This is a genomic window from Neobacillus sp. BF23-41 (assembly GCF_041106275.1).
Genome location: NZ_JBGBPR010000024.1, coordinates 1 through 16784, shown reverse-complemented (window position 1 = coordinate 16784; position 16784 = coordinate 1). Strand labels below are relative to the sequence as shown.

Below are 16784 nucleotides of genomic sequence, written 5' to 3'. Positions count from 1 at the left end.
GGGATAGGAGGAGAATGTAATGACAGTAACTAAAATAAAAGCAAATGTTCGAATTGAAAAGGATTTTTTAGGGGAAAAAGAGGTGCCTGTAAATGCCTATTACGGCATCCAAACATTGCGCGCTGTCGAGAACTTTCCTATTACAGGATATATAATTCATGAAGAACTAATTAAAGCTTTGGCCATTGTCAAGAAAGCGGCTGCTCTTGCCAATATGGAAACAAAGCGCCTTTATGAAGGGGCAGGCAAAGCCATAATAGAGGCTGCTGAAGAAATCATCGACGGCAAGTGGCACGATCATTTCATTGTCGACCCGATTCAAGGCGGCGCAGGTACATCAATGAACATGAATGCGAATGAGGTCATTGCCAATCGTGCGCTTGAATTAATCGGAAAAGAGCGAGGAGACTACTTTCATATTAGTCCGAACAGCCATGTGAATATGGCACAGTCTACAAATGATGCTTTTCCGACTGCGATTCACATCGCAACATTGAATATGTTAGAAAAATTATTAGACACAATGGAATATATGCATGGCGTATTCGAGCAAAAAGCAAAGGAATTTGACCGGGTCATCAAAATGGGCCGTACTCATCTGCAGGATGCTGTACCGATTCGATTAGGTCAAGAGTTTGAAGCATACTCCCGCGTAATTGCCCGCGATATCAAGCGCATCAAACAATCACGGCAGCATTTATATGAGGTGAACATGGGCGCGACGGCAGTGGGAACGGGATTGAACGCAGACCCTCGCTATATTGAGCGTGTAGTCGAGCATCTTGCCGATATTAGCGGCTTATCGCTTGTGGGCGCTGAGCACCTTGTGGATGCAACCCAAAACACAGATGTTTACACGGAAGTATCGGCAGCACTTAAAGTATGCATGATGAACATGTCCAAAATTGCCAATGATTTGAGATTGATGGCTTCCGGTCCTCGCACGGGACTCGGTGAGATAATATTACCTGCACGTCAGCCTGGTTCTTCCATTATGCCGGGGAAAGTGAACCCTGTAATGGCTGAGGTCATTAATCAAGTGGCGTTTCAAGTTATTGGAAACGACCATACGATTTGTCTTGCTTCTGAAGCAGGGCAGCTGGAACTGAATGTTATGGAGCCTGTTCTCGTATTTAATTTACTTCAATCCATCAGTATTATGAATAATGCATTTCGTGCATTTACAGACTATTGTTTAAAGGGAATTGAAGCAAATGAAGAAAGAATGAAGGAATATGTAGAAAAGAGTGCCGGCATTATTACGGCGGTAAATCCGCATATCGGCTATGAGGTTGCTGCACGTATAGCGAGAGAAGCGATTCTAACCGGTCAGCCGATTCGCGAATTATGCTTGAAATATGACGTATTATCAGAAGAAGAGCTTGATCTAATTTTGGACCCTTATGAAATGACTCACCCAGGTATCGCTGGTGCAGTTCTTTTAGATAGACAGTAAACTAGTACAAGTCAAGCAAAGGAGGGCGGAGAGGCCCTTTTTTGCTTGACTTAAGGGGTAAAACTCCGCCGGCAAGGCGCTCTACCAGAGAGCCTTCACCACAAAAAAGCAAAAAGCGCTTTTTAGGGGGAGAACCTCTGGTTCTGCGCCTAAACGAGCCGGGTGCACTATTTTTATTGAGAATCAATAGCAGAAGTGGATTGGAAAAGGAAGGGATTATATGTATAAATTCAAGGTTGGTCCGAATGGGGATGTGGAAACTGCCTTACGAGGTGCGGAATTAATGGCTATACCGTTGTTGAATAAGGGGGTTGCATTTACGGAGGAGGAGAGACAGGAGCTGGATTTAACAGGATTATTGCCACCGGCAGTACTGACGCTTGATGAGCAGGCACGCCGCGCTTATGAACAATTCTCCTCGCAGCCGAACGATTTGCATAAAAATGTAGCGTTATCGGCACTGCATGACCGAAACGAGGTATTGTTTTACCGGGTGCTGACGGACCATTTACCAGAAATGCTTCCGATCATATATACACCGACAGTCGGGTTAGCAATCCAGCGTTACAGCATCGAATACCGCCGACCGCGCGGGGTGTATTTATCTATTAATAATGCAAACGGCATAGAACAAGCATTTGAAAACTTCGGGGCGAGTGCGGAAGATATCGATTTAATCGTTATTACCGATGGGGAAGGCATTTTAGGAATCGGTGACTGGGGTGTTGGCGGTATTAATATCGCGATTGGCAAATTAGCCGTTTATACAGCCGCAGCTGGAATTGATCCCGCCCGCGTCATGCCTGTAATTTTAGATGTAGGCACAGATCGTGATGAGCTTCTGAACAACCCGTTCTACATCGGAAATTGCCATCCCCGTGTTCGGTTTGGGCAGTATGATGCATTCATTGAGCAGTTTGTAAGTACGGCGGCGAGAATGTTTCCTAATGCCTTGCTCCATTGGGAGGATTTCAGCTCCCAAAATGCGCGAAGCATTTTAGACAAGTATCGAGATAAAGTGTGTACATTTAATGACGATATACAAGGTACAGGAGCCGTATCGCTTGCTGCTGTGCTGGCGGCAGTGCGCGCTTCCGATATTCCGCTCAGTGAACATCGTGTTGTCGTATTCGGGGCGGGTACAGCCGGTATTGGAATTGCTGATCAGGTGCGTGATGCCATGGTACGCGAGGGGCTTTCATGGGAATCGGCGAACCGCAGATTTTGGTGTATTGACCGGAATGGTTTACTGGCAGATGATATGGACGAATTGTACGACTTCCAGCGCCCATATGCGCGTCCTGCTGAAGAAAAAAATGCAGGATCGGGCTTAGCTGAAGTCGTTCGTCAAGTACATCCAACTATTTTGATCGGAACTTCAACTGTTGCGGGGGCATTCACCGAGGATATTGTGAAAGACATGGCAGCGCACGTTGAAAGACCGGTAATTTTGCCTATGTCCAATCCCACTCCCCTTGCGGAAGCAAGGCCTGCTGATCTTATCCATTGGACAGAGGGAAGAGCCCTAGTAGCAACAGGAAGTCCGTTTTCTCCTGTAACATATAACAAAACAGTATATGTAATCGGACAATCCAATAACGCTCTTATTTTTCCGGGGCTTGGACTTGGAACGAACGTGTCCCGTGCAAGTATCATCACTGACGGCATGTTTGCTGCGGCAGCAGAAGCTGTGGCGGGAATGATCGATGTAAGCGATCCAGGTGCACCTTTACTTCCGCAGATTGAGAATCTTCGTGCCATTTCAGAAATTGTCGCGATAGAAGTGGCAAAGGCGGCTGTTGCCGATGGTGTGGCACGAATAAAACATGACGATATTAAGCAAGCAGTTCGAAACTCAATGTGGGAACCGGTGTATCGGCCTATAAAAGCGGCAAAGGAAACTGTTATGGTATAATGGGCGAAAATACAGCTTGTTTTGATAAACAAGCTGTATCTTCATATATATAACTAGTAGTGTATGGGGGGCAATTGTGTTTATAACTACAAGGCGGCGGTTTGTTAGTAGCAAAGAAGTGGCGGATTTGAGAGCGGATCAACTGCAAAGCAAAGATTTCTGGATCGTTATTGCTCTTATGGTTATAGTACCAATCGCAGGTGAATTGAACTTTCATCCATTCGATAATGTATTTCGTGTAAGTTTCGGAACTCCTATTTTCTTCTTTTCTTTATTGTTCTTTCGTAAAATTTCACCTGTTGTCATGGGGCTGTTAGTAGGAACGTCAGTTTCGGCGTTCCGTGTTTTATTGGATTGGATGGTGTCGGCAGACTTTAGCCTGGCAGTATCTCTTACCGAACGGTATCCGACGTTCTTCTACTATTTTACATATGCCCTCCTGTTTTATTTGATGAGGGTGAATCGTTTTCAACATCCTTTGCTGATTGGATGTTTCGGTATTACAATTGAAATCACATCCAGTCTTATTGAGTTAATGCTTTTTCATCTTTTTGTATTGGGAACGGCTGTGACGATAGGGGCATTGAATAAAATCATTATTATCGCGGTGTTTCGAAGCTTTTTTGTTTTGGCCTTCATCAATATGATGAAGCTGTATGAACTACGACTGAAAGAATCGCAAACCCGGAGGGAGAATGAGAATATGCTCATGCACCTTTCCAATTTGTATGTAGAGTCTGTTTATTTGAAAAAGACGCTACAAAATGCAGAAACCATCACAAAAGAATCCTACAATTTATATCGAAACATGATTGATTTTAAAAAAGACCAAGGACTTCCAATTGAAAATTGGGGAAAAAAAGCTTTACGGATAGCCGGAGAGGTGCATGAAATAAAAAAGGATAACCAAAGAATCTTTGCGGGCCTTTCAAGGCTCATTTCAAGCGAAAGTCTGCCGGAATATATGAATGTACATGAATTAGCGTACATAATAGTTCGAATCAATCAGAAATATGCAGCGCTGTTAGGGAAGAAAATTGAATTTGTTTCGCAGATTAGGGGAGAGCATCCGAATTATCACATTTACCTTATGCTGTCTTTTATCAACAATTTAGTCGCAAACGCTGTAGAAGCGATTGAAAATACAGGCACAATCACCGTTTCAATAGATAAAGAGGAAAATTGGATCGAGTGTAAAGTGATTGACGACGGTCCGGGCGTTCCTTCAAAATATAAACATCTCATTTTTAAACCGGGGTTTACCTCTAAATATGGAGAAGATGGAACACCGTCCACGGGAATCGGGCTATCTTATATAAAAGAAATGTCAGAGGAATTGGGAGGCGAGGTAACACTCCAAACGAGTGGGAAAGGATGCATTTTCATTATCCGGCTGCCGATCCTCTGTCTTGCCGAGAAAGGGTGAGTTTATGTTTTTTTATATTACGGATGATGATGAAGTCTTTCGATCTATGCTGTCACAAATTATAGAGGATGAAGAATTGGGTGACGTTGTAGGGGAAGTGGATGATGGTTCTTTCCTAGATGCACATACGCTGGCAATGAAGCATGTCGATATTTTATTCATTGATTTACTGATGCCGATCCGGGACGGAATTGAAACCATTCGTCGCATTGCGCCGTCATTTAAAGGGAAAATCATTATGATTTCCCAAGTGGAATCAAAAGAACTGATCGGAGAAGCTTATTCACTTGGAATCGAATATTACATCACAAAGCCGCTGAACAGAAATGAAGTATTATCGGTTATACAGAAGGTCATGGAACGCATTCGTTTGGAGCGATCTATACAAGACATTCAAAAATCACTCAGCAATGTATTTGATTGGAATTCCCCCAAGGAACAAAAGTCTTCCTCCGAGGAAAAGAAAATTACAGACTGGGGGCAAGTTCTTTTATCCGAACTCGGCATAGCCGGTGAAAATGGAAGCAAGGACTTGCTGGAAATCATCGATTATTTATACCATTATGAGACAAAACTAGCATTTGAGACGGGATTTCCTATTTTAAAGGATATCTTCACCCATATCAGCTTGAAAAAATTAGGAACGGTCGCTTCGCAAGATGAGGTTGACAGGGAGAGAAAAGCGTCAGAACAGCGTGTTCGCCGAGCAATTTACCAATCATTGAATCATTTGGCATCTCTTGGCCTCGCTGATTTTGCGAATCAGAAATTTGAGAATTACGCATCGAAGTTTTTTGATTTTACAACAGTGCGTCAACGAATGACGGAATTGAAACAAGCACCTTTAACTTCATCAACGCATACGCGGATTAATGCCAAGAAGTTTATTCAGGTTTTGTATTTTGAAGTAAAACAGCTGGTGGATGAGGAATATTAGAATGTGAATAGGAGCCTGGGATAGAAAGAGTGATTCCAAGTATTTTCACTAGATGTATCGATCAGTATCAAAATAAATATATCCCATGAAGAGCTAATAGCTCTCCCTCACGTGTGAAAGTATGTATCGCTTGGCGATATAACTAGCAAATTCAACTAAAAACCTTCATTTTTAATAGAAAAGGAGGTCCGATATGCGACGTGATATACAACCGAATGAAAGAGTATTCTCTTCCAAGGAAGCGGCAGAAGAAGTGGGGATTGCAACACCCACTGTTCGAAAGTATGGCCAAATCTTAGAGCGGAATGGATATGAGTTTTTCAAAAATGGCGATTGGCGTATCTTTGTTCAGTCGGACATCGAAGCGCTTATAGCGTTACGCGATACGGACAAGCCCTTAGATGATACGGCTAAAGACCTTGTGTATCAACAAGAGGAAAGAATAGAAGGATCCAATGAAACTGAGATTACGATATCCGATACATATGAAAATTTACCCCATGACCCCAATCAATTAAAAGAGGTCTTAAAGTTTCTCGTCAATGAACTCGCGGCCACACGTGAAATGAATGGCTTTCACAAAATGATTTTAATAAACGTTTAGAAGAAGCGATACAAACCTAAAGAAAAATGGGGAGGACTCCTCTCCTTATTCCGAAAATAAGGTGCCTTTTTAAGGCTTTTTTTTTGCTCTTTTTTTGTTTTCGTATTGCTGGGCGATATAACGCAAATATATACCCAGAACCATAGAAAGGGAAAAGAGGTCGTTATGCTACATGATATACAGAGGAATAGAAGAGCATCCTCTCCTCCAAGGAAGGGTCAAATTTGAAAAAAATCACCATTTAAACCCAGTCACCGAATCAAAAGTAGAAATTCCTTTGTTTCGACTATTCGGATTCAATATTTTTCAAACTTCAACAAATTCCCGGGAAATATCTACATATTCTGAGTAGATTTCGACAAAATTAAGCCCTCAACCAATTGGTTGTGTTTTTTATTTGTTTAAAAATGAAAACGGATGTAAGCTCAGCTCAAATCCGTTTTAGTCTACTAATTGATTTCTTACTGCATACAAGGCGGCTTGTGTCCGGTCAGCCAATTCGAGTTTCGACAAAATGTTTGATACATGGGTTTTTACTGTTTTTTCGGTGATGAATAACGAGGCGGCAATTTCTTTATTGCTTTTTCCGTTGGCTATTTCTTTTAAAACATCCAACTCTCTTTTCGTTAATTCCGCTAGTAAATTCTTTTTTTGCTTGTTTTTATTGGACAAATTGGCAAGTAAATGAGAGGTAGCCTTTGGGTGGAGCTGGTTTTCCCCGCCAATTATTTTTTTAATGGATGTGACCAGTTCATCGGGCTGGATATCTTTTAGCTGGAACCCTGAAGCACCGGCTTCGAGAGCTGGAATGACATGATCCTGGTCGGAAAAGCTCGTTAACATCATGATTTTAATGTCTGGCTGTTCTTGTTTAATAATCTTTGTGGCTTGGATTCCGTCCATTTCCGGCATCACCAGATCCATTAAAATAATATCTGGCTTCAGTAATTTTGCCTGTTCAACCGCTTCCTTGCCGTTGGCGGCTTCCCCGATAATTTCAAGGTCTTTTTGGGTCCGAAGAAAAAAGACTAGACCTCTTCTGACGACGTGATGGTCATCGGCGATTAGTACGCGGATACTCACTGAGTTCTCCTCCTTAATACGGTATATGAATTTCTATTTCTGTCCCGCTTCCTGGTTTACTTTTTAAATGAAATTGGCCATTTAATGCTTCTGTCCGTGTTTTCATACTTTTTAATCCCAATGAGGGGATTTCGAGAGTTTCTCCGAAGTGGAAGCCGCAGCCGCGATCCGTGATGGACATGACAACCTCATCTTTGGCAGTATGAAAGGTGAGTCTGGTTTCTGTGGTCTGGGAGTGCTTTTTACAATTGGCCAGAGCCTCTTGGCCGATGCGCCACAATGCTTCCTCGACCGTTCCTGGAATGCTAGCAGCTCCTGTGATGTTTGCTTCAATGGACAGTCCAAGCATTTCCGCATAACTTTTAAGGGCACTTACTACTCCATTCTCCAATCCAAGCGGTCGCAGCTGCCAGATTAATGCTCTCATTTCGCCAAGCGCTTCCTGCGCTAAATCCTGTATATAGCCAAACGTTTGTTTCACTTCATCTTGCTCTGTCATTTCCACTCCAGCCCTCGCTGTAAGGCTTAAGGAAAATAACAGCTGATTAACAGAATCATGAAGATCTCTTGCAAGCCGATTCCGCTCAGCGACCAGCGCAGTCTCCTGTTCCCTCTGGGTAAGTTTGATCCGTTTCAGCGCCGTGCCGATTTGATAGGCAACGGCTTCGAGTAAGGCGAGTTCATTTTTTTGAAAATGTGTTTTGTAGGGGGAACCTACATTTAAGATCCCGAATCGTTCATTTCCAGCTCCGAGCGGGACGGTAGCGTGATGGGTGAGACCGCATGTTTCTCCTGCATTTTCGTCGATCGCATCTTCAATCCGTTTACATTCCATAATATTGGTTGCTTTCGTTAATTTTTTATTGTTGTATTTATTGACGCACCAGCATCCACCCTGACACATCCTCTGCTTATCGTTAATTGCCAAAGCAGGCGGCAGGGCTTCGTCGGCTGCAAGATGATGCGTTCCATGTTCATCCATTAAAAATATCCATCCTGTTTGGAATCCCGTCACTTGAAGAAGCCTTTTCAACACTCCAGACAATACGTCATTTGTATCGGTTCCTTCATTTAATAGTTCAGCGATTTCCTTTAAAATGCCGATATCTTTATTCTCTTCCGACATACATTCTCCTCCAGCGTCCTGCATTTACTGTTATTATAACTTATTAGGTGGTTTGTTTAGCTTCCTTAGAACTTAGAAAAGCTGCCTTTTCTGATGCTTTTTGCCTCCTTTCGTCATAAGATTAGATTCATATCCCCAAACTCATGCCATAGATAGCCGGCTTTGATTGCAAAAGCATATGCCTGTAGTAAATGGTGCTCTGATACAAAGGCGGACAACATATCGAGATGACTTGCTTGTGGCTCATGAAGCCCCGTAATGATTCCGTCGGCTATTTGTAAAGGATAGTATGGATCGATATAGAGATTTGTCACCCCTGAAAGGGCCCCGTTTTTAGCGGCCGTCTCGAGCGCCCGAACTACTGTTGTACCAACGGCAATGACTCTTTTGCCAGATGCTTTCGTTTGGAGGATCCGTTCCATAATTCGTTTAGAGATTTGATACTCCTCTTCATTCTCTTCGGGTGACTGATGCCACCTATCATCAAGTAAATAGCTTAACCCGGTATGCAATTGGATAAAATCAAGCTGGATGCCTTTGCGCTTCATTTTAAAGATGAGCTCCCAGCTAAAGGCTCTGCCTGCCGAGGGCATCTCGACGGAACCGGGATGGGAGGCAAAAACGGTTTGATAGTAATCCAAGTCCCATGGCCCTTCAATATATTCATATCGGATCGGCTCACCAAGGGCATAGATGATATTAAATAATTCTGTGCCCCTTTTCGTAAATTGAATGATCTTAAGAGGGGAATTCTCTTTCTCGCCGATTACAATTGCTGACAATTCCGGGGAAAAGTCTAGCTGGTCGCCTGTTTTAACAGGGTTAGCTACAATTAGCGCATCCCACAATTCTTCGCGACGGCGTCTTGCCAACCTGACTTCAACTGTGGGTGCGATTGTTTCGTTATTTCTTGACCATTTACCATGTAATACCGCGGGTATGGTTCGGCTATTATTGGCTATGACCAGATCCCCGGGCTGAAGGTAATCTGCCAAGTGGAAGAACTGGTCATGCCGGACTTCTCCCGTAGACCGGTCCAGTACCATCATCCGGACATGATCCCTCCTTAGGCCGCGTTTTTCAGGGGGATGGGAAGCATTTAATTCATCTGGCAGATAAAAATCCAACGCTTTCGTCGCCATCACAATTCCTCCTCTGAATGGGACTCAAACCGCTGGCCATTAATTCCTGCAGACTTATCGGATGCTAGATATAAAAAGATGTCGACCACATCCTCCGGTTTAGCCAATGGGTAATCGCAATTGGGAACAGCTAACTGGTGCATTTCTGTGTCCATTTCGCCGGGATCAACCATGTTTACCCGTACATTTGTTTCACTTAATTCTTCCGCCCACGTTTGGGTAAGACCCTCAACGGCAAATTTTGAAATCCCGTATGCACCCCAGCCTGCATAACCGGTATGGCCAGCTTCAGATGTAACATTAATAATCGATCCTACATTCCGCTCAAGCATCCCTGGAATCACTCTTCTGGTAACCAGAAATGGCGAAACTGCATTCACCCGTAGCACCTCAACAAAATCTTCTTCCGGATAATCGAGCAGCATTGGCATTGGACTAGGACCTAGGATAGATGCATTATTAATCAGGACATCAATATGGCCATAGGCTTCCTCTGCCATCGCTGTGAATCTTTCGACATCTCGTGAATTAGAAATATCAGCGGTAACCGCTAATACCTCTGCACCTAAGTTTTCAGCTTCCTCTTTCACTGTTAGCAGGCCTTTTGCTGACCTGGAGCAAATCGCAAGTTTAGCTCCTTCCTTAGCAAAAGATAGTGTTAACGCTCTACCTAATCCTTTTGAGGCTCCAGTGATCATTACTACTTTATTTTTCATATTTGTCTCTCCCCTTTGTTTCTTGATGTTTTAAGCATACAGGTTTCTGGAAAATCATCCTTCGGAAAAAAGCTTGAAGTTTATCTACAACTTTAGGATGAGAAAAGACGAATTTACTTGTTCGGGGAGTTATCGAAACAACCAGGAAAAGTGGTATTAACTTCTTTTAAAGAGGGGAAGGTTCCATTTACCGGAGAAAGGGAAAAAAGGGTCCCATCGGTAAATGAAAAGGGTCTCCATTTACCGAGGAAAGGGGAAAAAGCGCCTCGGCGGTAAATGAAAAAGGTCTCCATTACCGAGTCAAGGAAGGGCGTATAATTGGACATAAAGTGAAGTAGGAGATGGCTTTAATCAATTTTTATTCAAAATACCTATGTTGCCTTTCTCCAACTGACTTATAGTTTTGCATTAGAATTCTTCGTATCGTTTTTCTAGACCCAACCACCCTACACCAGTCATGAACCAGATTCGTTGTAATTTTTAAATCAGGGAAAAGCAGCACTAATATTAACGATTGAAAATCTGCGCAAAGAGGCCCCTTTTGCAATTGACCATAGCTATAAGATGGAAAACGAGTATAGGGAGAGTCGGTTTGATGCAGTGAGATTAATTGGTCAGAAAGCATTTTGTGGCGGTTCGTTAGTTTTGACGGGATTCCGTTTAATTTATCTTTTGGCGATAAATCCATACGTGCATTTAAAGATAACAGTGTTCTATATTCTTTTGACATCGTCCGGAGTTTTACGATCATATTCCAATTCCTCTCATTTTTTAACACTCCACCTTAATTTTACAAAAAGCAACATAAAAATTGTTTGAATAATTTGTTAACAATTATTTCTGTATGAACAAATCCATCGGATAAAAATTGGCAACTTATAACGGTCAGAACTTTGCATTTCTTCTGAACCCCAGATAAAGAATAGTTCTAAGAGGTGAAAAGTAGTGACAGTAATTACGACCTTTAAAGAAAAAAAACGGGAAAAACAAATAAAATATGAGCGTTCCGTCCTTCGGGAGTTATCGATCAATACATTAAAAGAACGAGTCCAACAATACTTTGGCTCTACAAAAATTGCCTCCAGCCTAATAATGAATACAGGCATAGAAGAAGCATGCTATGATATTGCCCTTGAAGCCTTTTTATTGGGGGCAAAATTCAGCAAGTTTGGTTATTATGGAGAAGACCTAGATGAGGTTCGCAAACGCTGCTATCGAGAAGAAAAACATTTAATTGATACCCTATATAATTTTTTCCTTTATTGGGGAAGCGGTGAAGAGGGCACCATGAGTGAATCACTTTATTACCTGTGTGAGCAATATATTCGTATCTGGTGGAGAGAAGGCTATGAAAAGGGGCAAAGGCGCCACAAGCTCCGTCTCCACTAATGTCCATCATTTCTTCCTGTTCTAAATCCCCCCTTTGTCCCATATAGTTTAGTGAATCGGGACGAGCGGGAAGGAATGATCTGGGTGTCAAAACGAAGATTAAAAATCATAAGTTTTATTGTGGGGCTATTTGTCTTATTTTTCGTTTTACAATACGATTTTGCTGAAGATGACTCGTTAAATGCGTGGAATCTTCCATTGTCGGGAAAAATCATCTTACTTGACCCGGGCCATGGCGGTCCAGATGGCGGTGCTGGAACGGGTCAAACATTGGAAAAAGACATTGCCTTAAAGATTACAAAGAAGGTCAAGGATTACCTGCAAATGCAAGGTGCCCTTGTGATTATGACGAGAGAAACTGATACAGACTTAGCCGCTTCGGATACAAGGGGTTATAGTAGGAGAAAAGTTGAAGATTTAAAAAATAGACTAAAAATGATCAATAACGGTGATAACGATTTTTTTGTCAGCATTCATTTAAATGCGATTCCTTCTGCCAGGTGGAGCGGAGCACAGACCTTTTATGCTCCACATTTTAAGGAAAATGCTAAGGCAGCAAAATTTGTTCAGGAAGAACTTCGGAAAAACTTAGAGAATACCACTCGTAGAGCCAAACCAATCAATAATGTGTATATATTAAAGAATGCAAAGAAGCCGGGTATTTTAGTTGAGGTGGGCTTTTTGTCCAATCCAGCAGAAAAGGAAAATTTAAAGAAGGATTCTTACCAGGAAAAAATTGCGATATCCATCTATCAAGGAATTACTCGTTATTACACGAATGAAAAAGAATTAGTTGAACCAGATTATTGAAGGCGGGAAAACCCCTTCTATTTTTTTGCGAAAAGTTGGATTCAACATATAAAGTACGTGTGATTCAATTAACTGTTTCCGGGTGTGGGTATGATATACTGAGAGATGGAAACGAATTCAAAATGTGAGGTGCTTTTTTATGTTAACAGAAGAAAGAGTCCATGAGGTTCTAGGCAGCCTCAAAGAACCATTTTTAAATAAAACATTAGCTGAATTAAATGCTATTGTTGAAATAAAAGTAAAAGAAGAAAAAAATCATGTCAGTGTAAAGGTAGCCATCGCAAAGACAGGTACAGCTGAACAGCTCCAACTGCAAACACAAATTGTCAATTTGTTAAAAGAAGCAGGAGCGGCATCGGTTGGAATCCGTTTTAGTGAACTTCCTGAAGAAGTGTTAGCAGCAAACCGTCATGCACAACCAGAAAGTAATGATACCAACCTGCTTCATTCAAATAATACCACCTTCATTGCGATCGCAAGTGGAAAAGGCGGAGTTGGTAAATCAACGGTTTCGGTTAACCTCGCCGTTGCACTAGCACGTCTAGGCAAAAAGGTTGGACTAATTGACGCGGATATCTATGGATTTAGTGTTCCAGATATGATGGGAATTACAGAAAGACCGGTTGTAAGAGGAGAAAAAATAATTCCTGTTGAACGGTTTGGAGTACAAGTCATTTCAATGGGCTTCTTTGTCGAGGATAATTCACCTATTATCTGGCGCGGGCCGATGTTAGGGAAAATGTTAAACAGCTTCTTTAATGAAGTAGAATGGGGCGACATTGAGTATTTACTTTTAGATTTACCACCTGGAACTGGGGATGTCGCATTAGACGTTCATACGATGCTTCCGGCATGTAAAGAAGTTATTGTAACAACACCGCATCCAACGGCCGCTTTTGTCGCAGCGCGTGCTGGGGCAATGGCTCTGAAAACTGACCATGAAGTTCTTGGTGTCATTGAAAACATGGCTTATTTTGAAAGCAAGCTGACCGGGGAAAAAGAATATGTATTCGGCCAAGGCGGCGGCGATAAATTAGCGGAAGAATTGAATACAGAAGTTCTTGGCCGTCTGCCGCTAAATCAGCCTGATTGGAACGAAGAAGACTTTGCCCCATCGGTCTATCAAGTAGACCATCAGATTGGAAAAATTTATCTAGAAATAGCTGAAAAAGTAACTGGCTTGCTAAAAAAGTAAATTAATGAAAATAGAAGCCTCTTCCGATGTGGAGAGGCTTCTATTTTTTGATAGGAATGTACCAGAGTCTAGCTTCAGCTGCCTTGGTCGCTTTTGCTGCCGCCCGATTGATCGCTGCTGCTCTTTCCTCCGGATGATTTGCTATTTGCTTCTTCAGCTGCCTTTAAGAGTAATTCTTGTATTTTTGCCTTAAATAAAGGACTATCGACCGTTTCCGTAATTACTTTCTGGAGATGCTCGCGGTATTCTTTGCTTTTTAGAGCATCTGCCAATTCCTTTTGTATTTCAGGCTCTTTAAAAACTTCAATCATCATTCCTCTATATTCAGGGTCATTCATTAATTCCTTTAGTAACGTTTTATTTTCAGATTTCAAATTTTTAGAAATGCTTTGTGCAAATTTGGGATCACTAAATGTTTCTTTCCAGTATTGTTTGGCTTTATCTGAGGTTAGTGTTTGCTGGATGGTATCAGAGACAACTTTTTGATCCATCACAAGCTTTTCCTTCATACTATCACTTGACATCACATCTTGGATTGCTTTCTTACCATCATCGGTTTTGAGAATATCAACGACCATTTTCTTCGTTTCTTCGTAATCAATTTGTCCTCCGCTGCTGGCGTCATTGGAAGAACAACTTGTCAGGAACACCATGATGGGCAGGAGGAGCAACATGCGTTTTGATTTCATTAATAAGCCCCTTTCACATAAAAATCCTTAAGTTTAGCATGTAGTAACTGCTGAAAGATTATTCGTAAGGAATCATAAAATATGGATTTTTCAAATTTGGCTTGGTACAATCATAATGTTATTTATTTTTGTAGTATGGAGGTTTATTGTGTGACGAGCCGTAATTGGGTAAAACTATTTATCAACACATTATTTGTAGGCGGACTCACAACGGCTATTGTGGGCTTTATTGTTCGTTGGAATGAGTTTCAGCCCTATTTTACTGAATTTAAACTCATTGATATTTTATCAACCTTAATTTGGTTAATTGTCATGGGCTTTTTGTTTAGTGTTATCAGCCAAATGGGCTTTTTTGCATATTTAACGGTTCACCGTTTTGGTTTAGGAATCTTTAAATCTGTTTCACTTTGGAATGCTGTTCAAGTTGTCCTGATTCTATTTGGTTTATTTGATTTAGTTTATTTACGATACGAAAATTTTGCTGGGCCAAAGGATGCGCTCCTGCCTTATTTTGGTCCAGCTATCATTCTTTTAGTCGTTGGTCTAATCGTTGCGTGGTACAAAACGAAACAGACAAATCAAGAGGCGTTTATTCCTGCCATGTTCTTTATGATCGTGGTTACATTAGTTGAGTGGGTTCCAGTTCTGCGTGTCAATGAAAAGAGCTGGCTTTACCTGATGATGTTGGCGTTGCTTGCGTGTAATGCCTATCAATTATTAATTCTTCATAAATTAAACCTACAATCTCAGCAGGAAAGACAAAAAAGAGCGAGTCAATCGCCTGATAAATCAAAAAATAATAAACAAGCAAATATGAAAAAGACAAAAAAACCGTCCATTTAATATATTGGACGGTTTTTTAGCGTCTAACTATTTGATTTCTCTGGAACTTGCCTCTCCATTTGCGATTAATTCTGATACTGAAATAAGTTTTAACCCTTTTTGCTGAATATTCTTCAAAATCAGCGGCAGTGCTTTTGCTGTTTGCTTTGCCGAGTCCGAAGCATGGAGCAGAATAATATCACCTTTTTCAGCCTTATTAACATTTTTAACAATGGTTGGTACGCCAGGATTATTCCAATCCTTTGAATCCACACTCCAATGGACAACCGTATATCCATATCTGTTGGCTATTTTCAGGGTTCTCTCATCAAAATGGCCAGTTGGAGCACGGAGTAATTTAATATTCTTTACATTTAACTTCCTGAAGGCCACTTGTGCTTTTGAGATATCTTGGCCGATTTTTACATCTTCCAAATCTCGATAGTCTTTGTATTCGTAACCAAGAATGCCGATTTCATAACCATCCTTTACAATCCGACTGACAAGATCCGGATGTCTTTCAGCCCATGAACCTGCTAAGAAAAAAGTGGCTGCCTTCACGCCCTCCTTATTTAGCGTATCTAAAATCGGCTCTGCCTTTTCGTCACCCCAGCCAATATTGAAAGTAAGAGCAAGATCCTTTTCCCCTCTATAAACGGCTTTCGGACCATCTTTTGTTGAAAAGACAGGAATTTGTGCAAGATTCTCTATGTAGAGAAACCAAGCAGTAAAAAATGCAGCAATTAAAATGAGTGAAATATTCTTCAAAGTCTTCCCGTTAAATACAAAAAAGAATTTCATCGTCCCCACCTCGTCCAATACTGTCCTTGTCTCAACCTATGACCGTAATTTTAAAAATATGATTAGAAAAATTTAATCATAAAATTTCAATAATTGGAAAAGACTACTATAAATAGATATTTCGCTGGAGGTTATTCAATGTTTGGACTTCTAATAAACGATAAAGAAGTAAAAGAAATGGAATACCTTATTAAAAGAGAAATGGATGAAATATTATTTGATTTAAGAGATGATCGAATTGATCATATTGTTAAACGAGCAATGGAAGAACGATATAAAGTTTTATTTACATTATTTAGACGGGTTGCTTCTCCCCATGATTGTTTAAAGTATATGAGGAGGGGAAAGAAGGATAGGAAAAAGGGGTAAGAAAAAACTTCATATTTTTTGTGCAAAGTTCGTTGACAAATATTTTGTATCTTGGTATATTAATAAACGTCGCTGCTGACGTAAAAAACACTTAAAAAAAGTTGTTGACATTACGTTTTGTGGGTGATATATTAATAAAGTCGCTTTTGAGCGAATGAATAAATTGTTCTTTGAAAACTAAACAAACAAAATCGTGCAAACAAACAAAAATTTTTAGTTTCAACTAAGAAACTAAGCCAACGTAACAAAATGAGCTAATCAACTTTCTTGGAGAGTTTGATCCTGGCTCAGGACGAACGCTGGC

At 41.1% G+C, this 16784-nt stretch carries 17 protein-coding genes; 10 read left to right on the top strand and 7 right to left on the bottom strand.

Annotated elements, in window-relative coordinates:
- The first annotated feature begins 19 nt into the window (after positions 1 to 19).
- The 5 genes from aspA to AB7942_RS24480 all read left to right on the top strand — a co-directional run bounded on the left by aspA (position 20) and on the right by AB7942_RS24480 (position 6338).
- On the top strand, positions 20 to 1456 hold the full coding sequence (aspA, locus tag AB7942_RS24500; RefSeq protein WP_335437310.1) for an aspartate ammonia-lyase: 1437 nt from the start codon (positions 20 to 22) through the stop codon (positions 1454 to 1456).
- A gap of 220 nt (positions 1457 to 1676) precedes the next feature.
- Complete coding sequence (locus AB7942_RS24495) at positions 1677 to 3371, top strand: NAD-dependent malic enzyme (protein ID WP_369448904.1); 1695 nt, start codon at positions 1677 to 1679, stop codon at positions 3369 to 3371.
- A 118-nt stretch (positions 3372 to 3489) separates the two neighbouring features.
- Complete coding sequence (locus AB7942_RS24490) at positions 3490 to 4797, top strand: ATP-binding protein (RefSeq protein ID WP_369448923.1); 1308 nt, start codon at positions 3490 to 3492, stop codon at positions 4795 to 4797.
- A gap of 4 nt (positions 4798 to 4801) precedes the next feature.
- Positions 4802 to 5734, top strand: coding sequence for a response regulator (locus AB7942_RS24485; protein ID WP_369448903.1), 933 nt, complete (start codon positions 4802 to 4804; stop codon positions 5732 to 5734).
- A gap of 193 nt (positions 5735 to 5927) precedes the next feature.
- Positions 5928 to 6338, top strand: a complete 411-nt coding sequence (locus AB7942_RS24480) for a hypothetical protein (protein ID WP_369448902.1) — start codon at positions 5928 to 5930, stop codon at positions 6336 to 6338.
- Between the two features lie 441 nt (positions 6339 to 6779).
- Here the strand turns inward: AB7942_RS24480 and AB7942_RS24475 are convergent, their stop codons facing one another.
- From AB7942_RS24475 to AB7942_RS24455, 5 genes are all read right to left on the bottom strand, one after another.
- Positions 6780 to 7421, bottom strand: a complete 642-nt coding sequence (locus tag AB7942_RS24475) for a response regulator (RefSeq protein ID WP_369448901.1) — start codon at positions 7419 to 7421, stop codon at positions 6780 to 6782.
- Positions 7422 to 7434: 13 nt separating this feature from the next.
- Positions 7435 to 8547 (bottom strand): GAF domain-containing sensor histidine kinase, encoded by a 1113-nt coding sequence (locus AB7942_RS24470; RefSeq protein WP_369448900.1) that lies wholly within the window; start codon positions 8545 to 8547, stop codon positions 7435 to 7437.
- A gap of 113 nt (positions 8548 to 8660) precedes the next feature.
- Positions 8661 to 9689 carry an S-adenosylmethionine:tRNA ribosyltransferase-isomerase gene (locus AB7942_RS24465; protein WP_369448899.1) on the bottom strand — a complete coding sequence of 343 codons (1029 nt, stop codon included), beginning with the start codon at positions 9687 to 9689 and terminating at the stop codon, positions 8661 to 8663.
- Positions 9689 to 10405, bottom strand: coding sequence for an SDR family NAD(P)-dependent oxidoreductase (locus tag AB7942_RS24460; protein ID WP_369448898.1), 717 nt, complete (start codon positions 10403 to 10405; stop codon positions 9689 to 9691). Before AB7942_RS24460 ends, AB7942_RS24465 begins: the two co-directional genes overlap by 1 nt.
- A 358-nt stretch (positions 10406 to 10763) precedes the next feature.
- Positions 10764 to 11156, bottom strand: a complete 393-nt coding sequence (locus AB7942_RS24455) for a hypothetical protein (protein ID WP_369448897.1) — start codon at positions 11154 to 11156, stop codon at positions 10764 to 10766.
- 194 nt (positions 11157 to 11350) lie between these two features.
- Between AB7942_RS24455 and AB7942_RS24450 the strand changes: the two genes are divergently transcribed.
- The 3 genes from AB7942_RS24450 to AB7942_RS24440 all read left to right on the top strand — a co-directional run bounded on the left by AB7942_RS24450 (position 11351) and on the right by AB7942_RS24440 (position 13799).
- The gene (locus tag AB7942_RS24450) at positions 11351 to 11794 is read left to right on the top strand and encodes a YbaK family protein (protein ID WP_088085020.1); all 444 of its coding nucleotides are present in this window, start codon (positions 11351 to 11353) and stop codon (positions 11792 to 11794) included.
- Positions 11795 to 11878: 84 nt separating this feature from the next.
- On the top strand, positions 11879 to 12604 hold the full coding sequence (gene cwlD / locus AB7942_RS24445) for an N-acetylmuramoyl-L-alanine amidase CwlD (protein WP_306298912.1): 726 nt from the start codon (positions 11879 to 11881) through the stop codon (positions 12602 to 12604).
- A gap of 139 nt (positions 12605 to 12743) precedes the next feature.
- Positions 12744 to 13799, top strand: a complete 1056-nt coding sequence (locus AB7942_RS24440; RefSeq protein WP_369448896.1) for an Mrp/NBP35 family ATP-binding protein — start codon at positions 12744 to 12746, stop codon at positions 13797 to 13799.
- A 74-nt stretch (positions 13800 to 13873) separates the two neighbouring features.
- On the opposite strand, the gene gerD is transcribed toward AB7942_RS24440, so the two are convergent.
- Positions 13874 to 14488 carry a spore germination lipoprotein GerD gene (gerD, locus tag AB7942_RS24435; protein WP_335437288.1) on the bottom strand — a complete coding sequence of 205 codons (615 nt, stop codon included), beginning with the start codon at positions 14486 to 14488 and terminating at the stop codon, positions 13874 to 13876.
- 150 nt (positions 14489 to 14638) lie between these two features.
- On the opposite strand from gerD, the gene AB7942_RS24430 reads away from it, so the two are divergent.
- Positions 14639 to 15331 (top strand): KinB-signaling pathway activation protein, encoded by a 693-nt coding sequence (locus AB7942_RS24430; protein ID WP_369448895.1) that lies wholly within the window; start codon positions 14639 to 14641, stop codon positions 15329 to 15331.
- Positions 15332 to 15358: 27 nt separating this feature from the next.
- On the opposite strand, the gene pdaB is transcribed toward AB7942_RS24430, so the two are convergent.
- Positions 15359 to 16111 (bottom strand): polysaccharide deacetylase family sporulation protein PdaB, encoded by a 753-nt coding sequence (gene pdaB, locus AB7942_RS24425; RefSeq protein WP_088085024.1) that lies wholly within the window; start codon positions 16109 to 16111, stop codon positions 15359 to 15361.
- Positions 16112 to 16249: 138 nt separating this feature from the next.
- Here pdaB and AB7942_RS24420 point away from each other — a divergent pair, with 138 nt between their 5' ends.
- Positions 16250 to 16480 carry a hypothetical protein gene (locus AB7942_RS24420; protein WP_026565703.1) on the top strand — a complete coding sequence of 77 codons (231 nt, stop codon included), beginning with the start codon at positions 16250 to 16252 and terminating at the stop codon, positions 16478 to 16480.
- Positions 16481 to 16784: the final 304 nt, after the last annotated feature.

Coding starts and splice junctions, on each gene's coding strand:
- aspA (WP_335437310.1), top strand. CDS start 20: ATGACAGTAACTAAAATAAAAGCAAATGTTCGAATTGAAAAGGATTTT.
- AB7942_RS24495 (WP_369448904.1), top strand. CDS start 1,677: ATGTATAAATTCAAGGTTGGTCCGAATGGGGATGTGGAAACTGCCTTA.
- AB7942_RS24485 (WP_369448903.1), top strand. CDS start 4,802: ATGTTTTTTTATATTACGGATGATGATGAAGTCTTTCGATCTATGCTG.
- AB7942_RS24480 (WP_369448902.1), top strand. CDS start 5,928: ATGCGACGTGATATACAACCGAATGAAAGAGTATTCTCTTCCAAGGAA.
- AB7942_RS24470 (WP_369448900.1), bottom strand. CDS start 8,547: ATGTCGGAAGAGAATAAAGATATCGGCATTTTAAAGGAAATCGCTGAA.
- AB7942_RS24465 (WP_369448899.1), bottom strand. CDS start 9,689: ATGGCGACGAAAGCGTTGGATTTTTATCTGCCAGATGAATTAAATGCT.
- AB7942_RS24460 (WP_369448898.1), bottom strand. CDS start 10,405: ATGAAAAATAAAGTAGTAATGATCACTGGAGCCTCAAAAGGATTAGGT.
- AB7942_RS24455 (WP_369448897.1), bottom strand. CDS start 11,156: ATGATCGTAAAACTCCGGACGATGTCAAAAGAATATAGAACACTGTTA.
- AB7942_RS24440 (WP_369448896.1), top strand. CDS start 12,744: ATGTTAACAGAAGAAAGAGTCCATGAGGTTCTAGGCAGCCTCAAAGAA.
- gerD (WP_335437288.1), bottom strand. CDS start 14,488: ATGAAATCAAAACGCATGTTGCTCCTCCTGCCCATCATGGTGTTCCTG.
- pdaB (WP_088085024.1), bottom strand. CDS start 16,111: ATGAAATTCTTTTTTGTATTTAACGGGAAGACTTTGAAGAATATTTCA.
- AB7942_RS24420 (WP_026565703.1), top strand. CDS start 16,250: ATGTTTGGACTTCTAATAAACGATAAAGAAGTAAAAGAAATGGAATAC.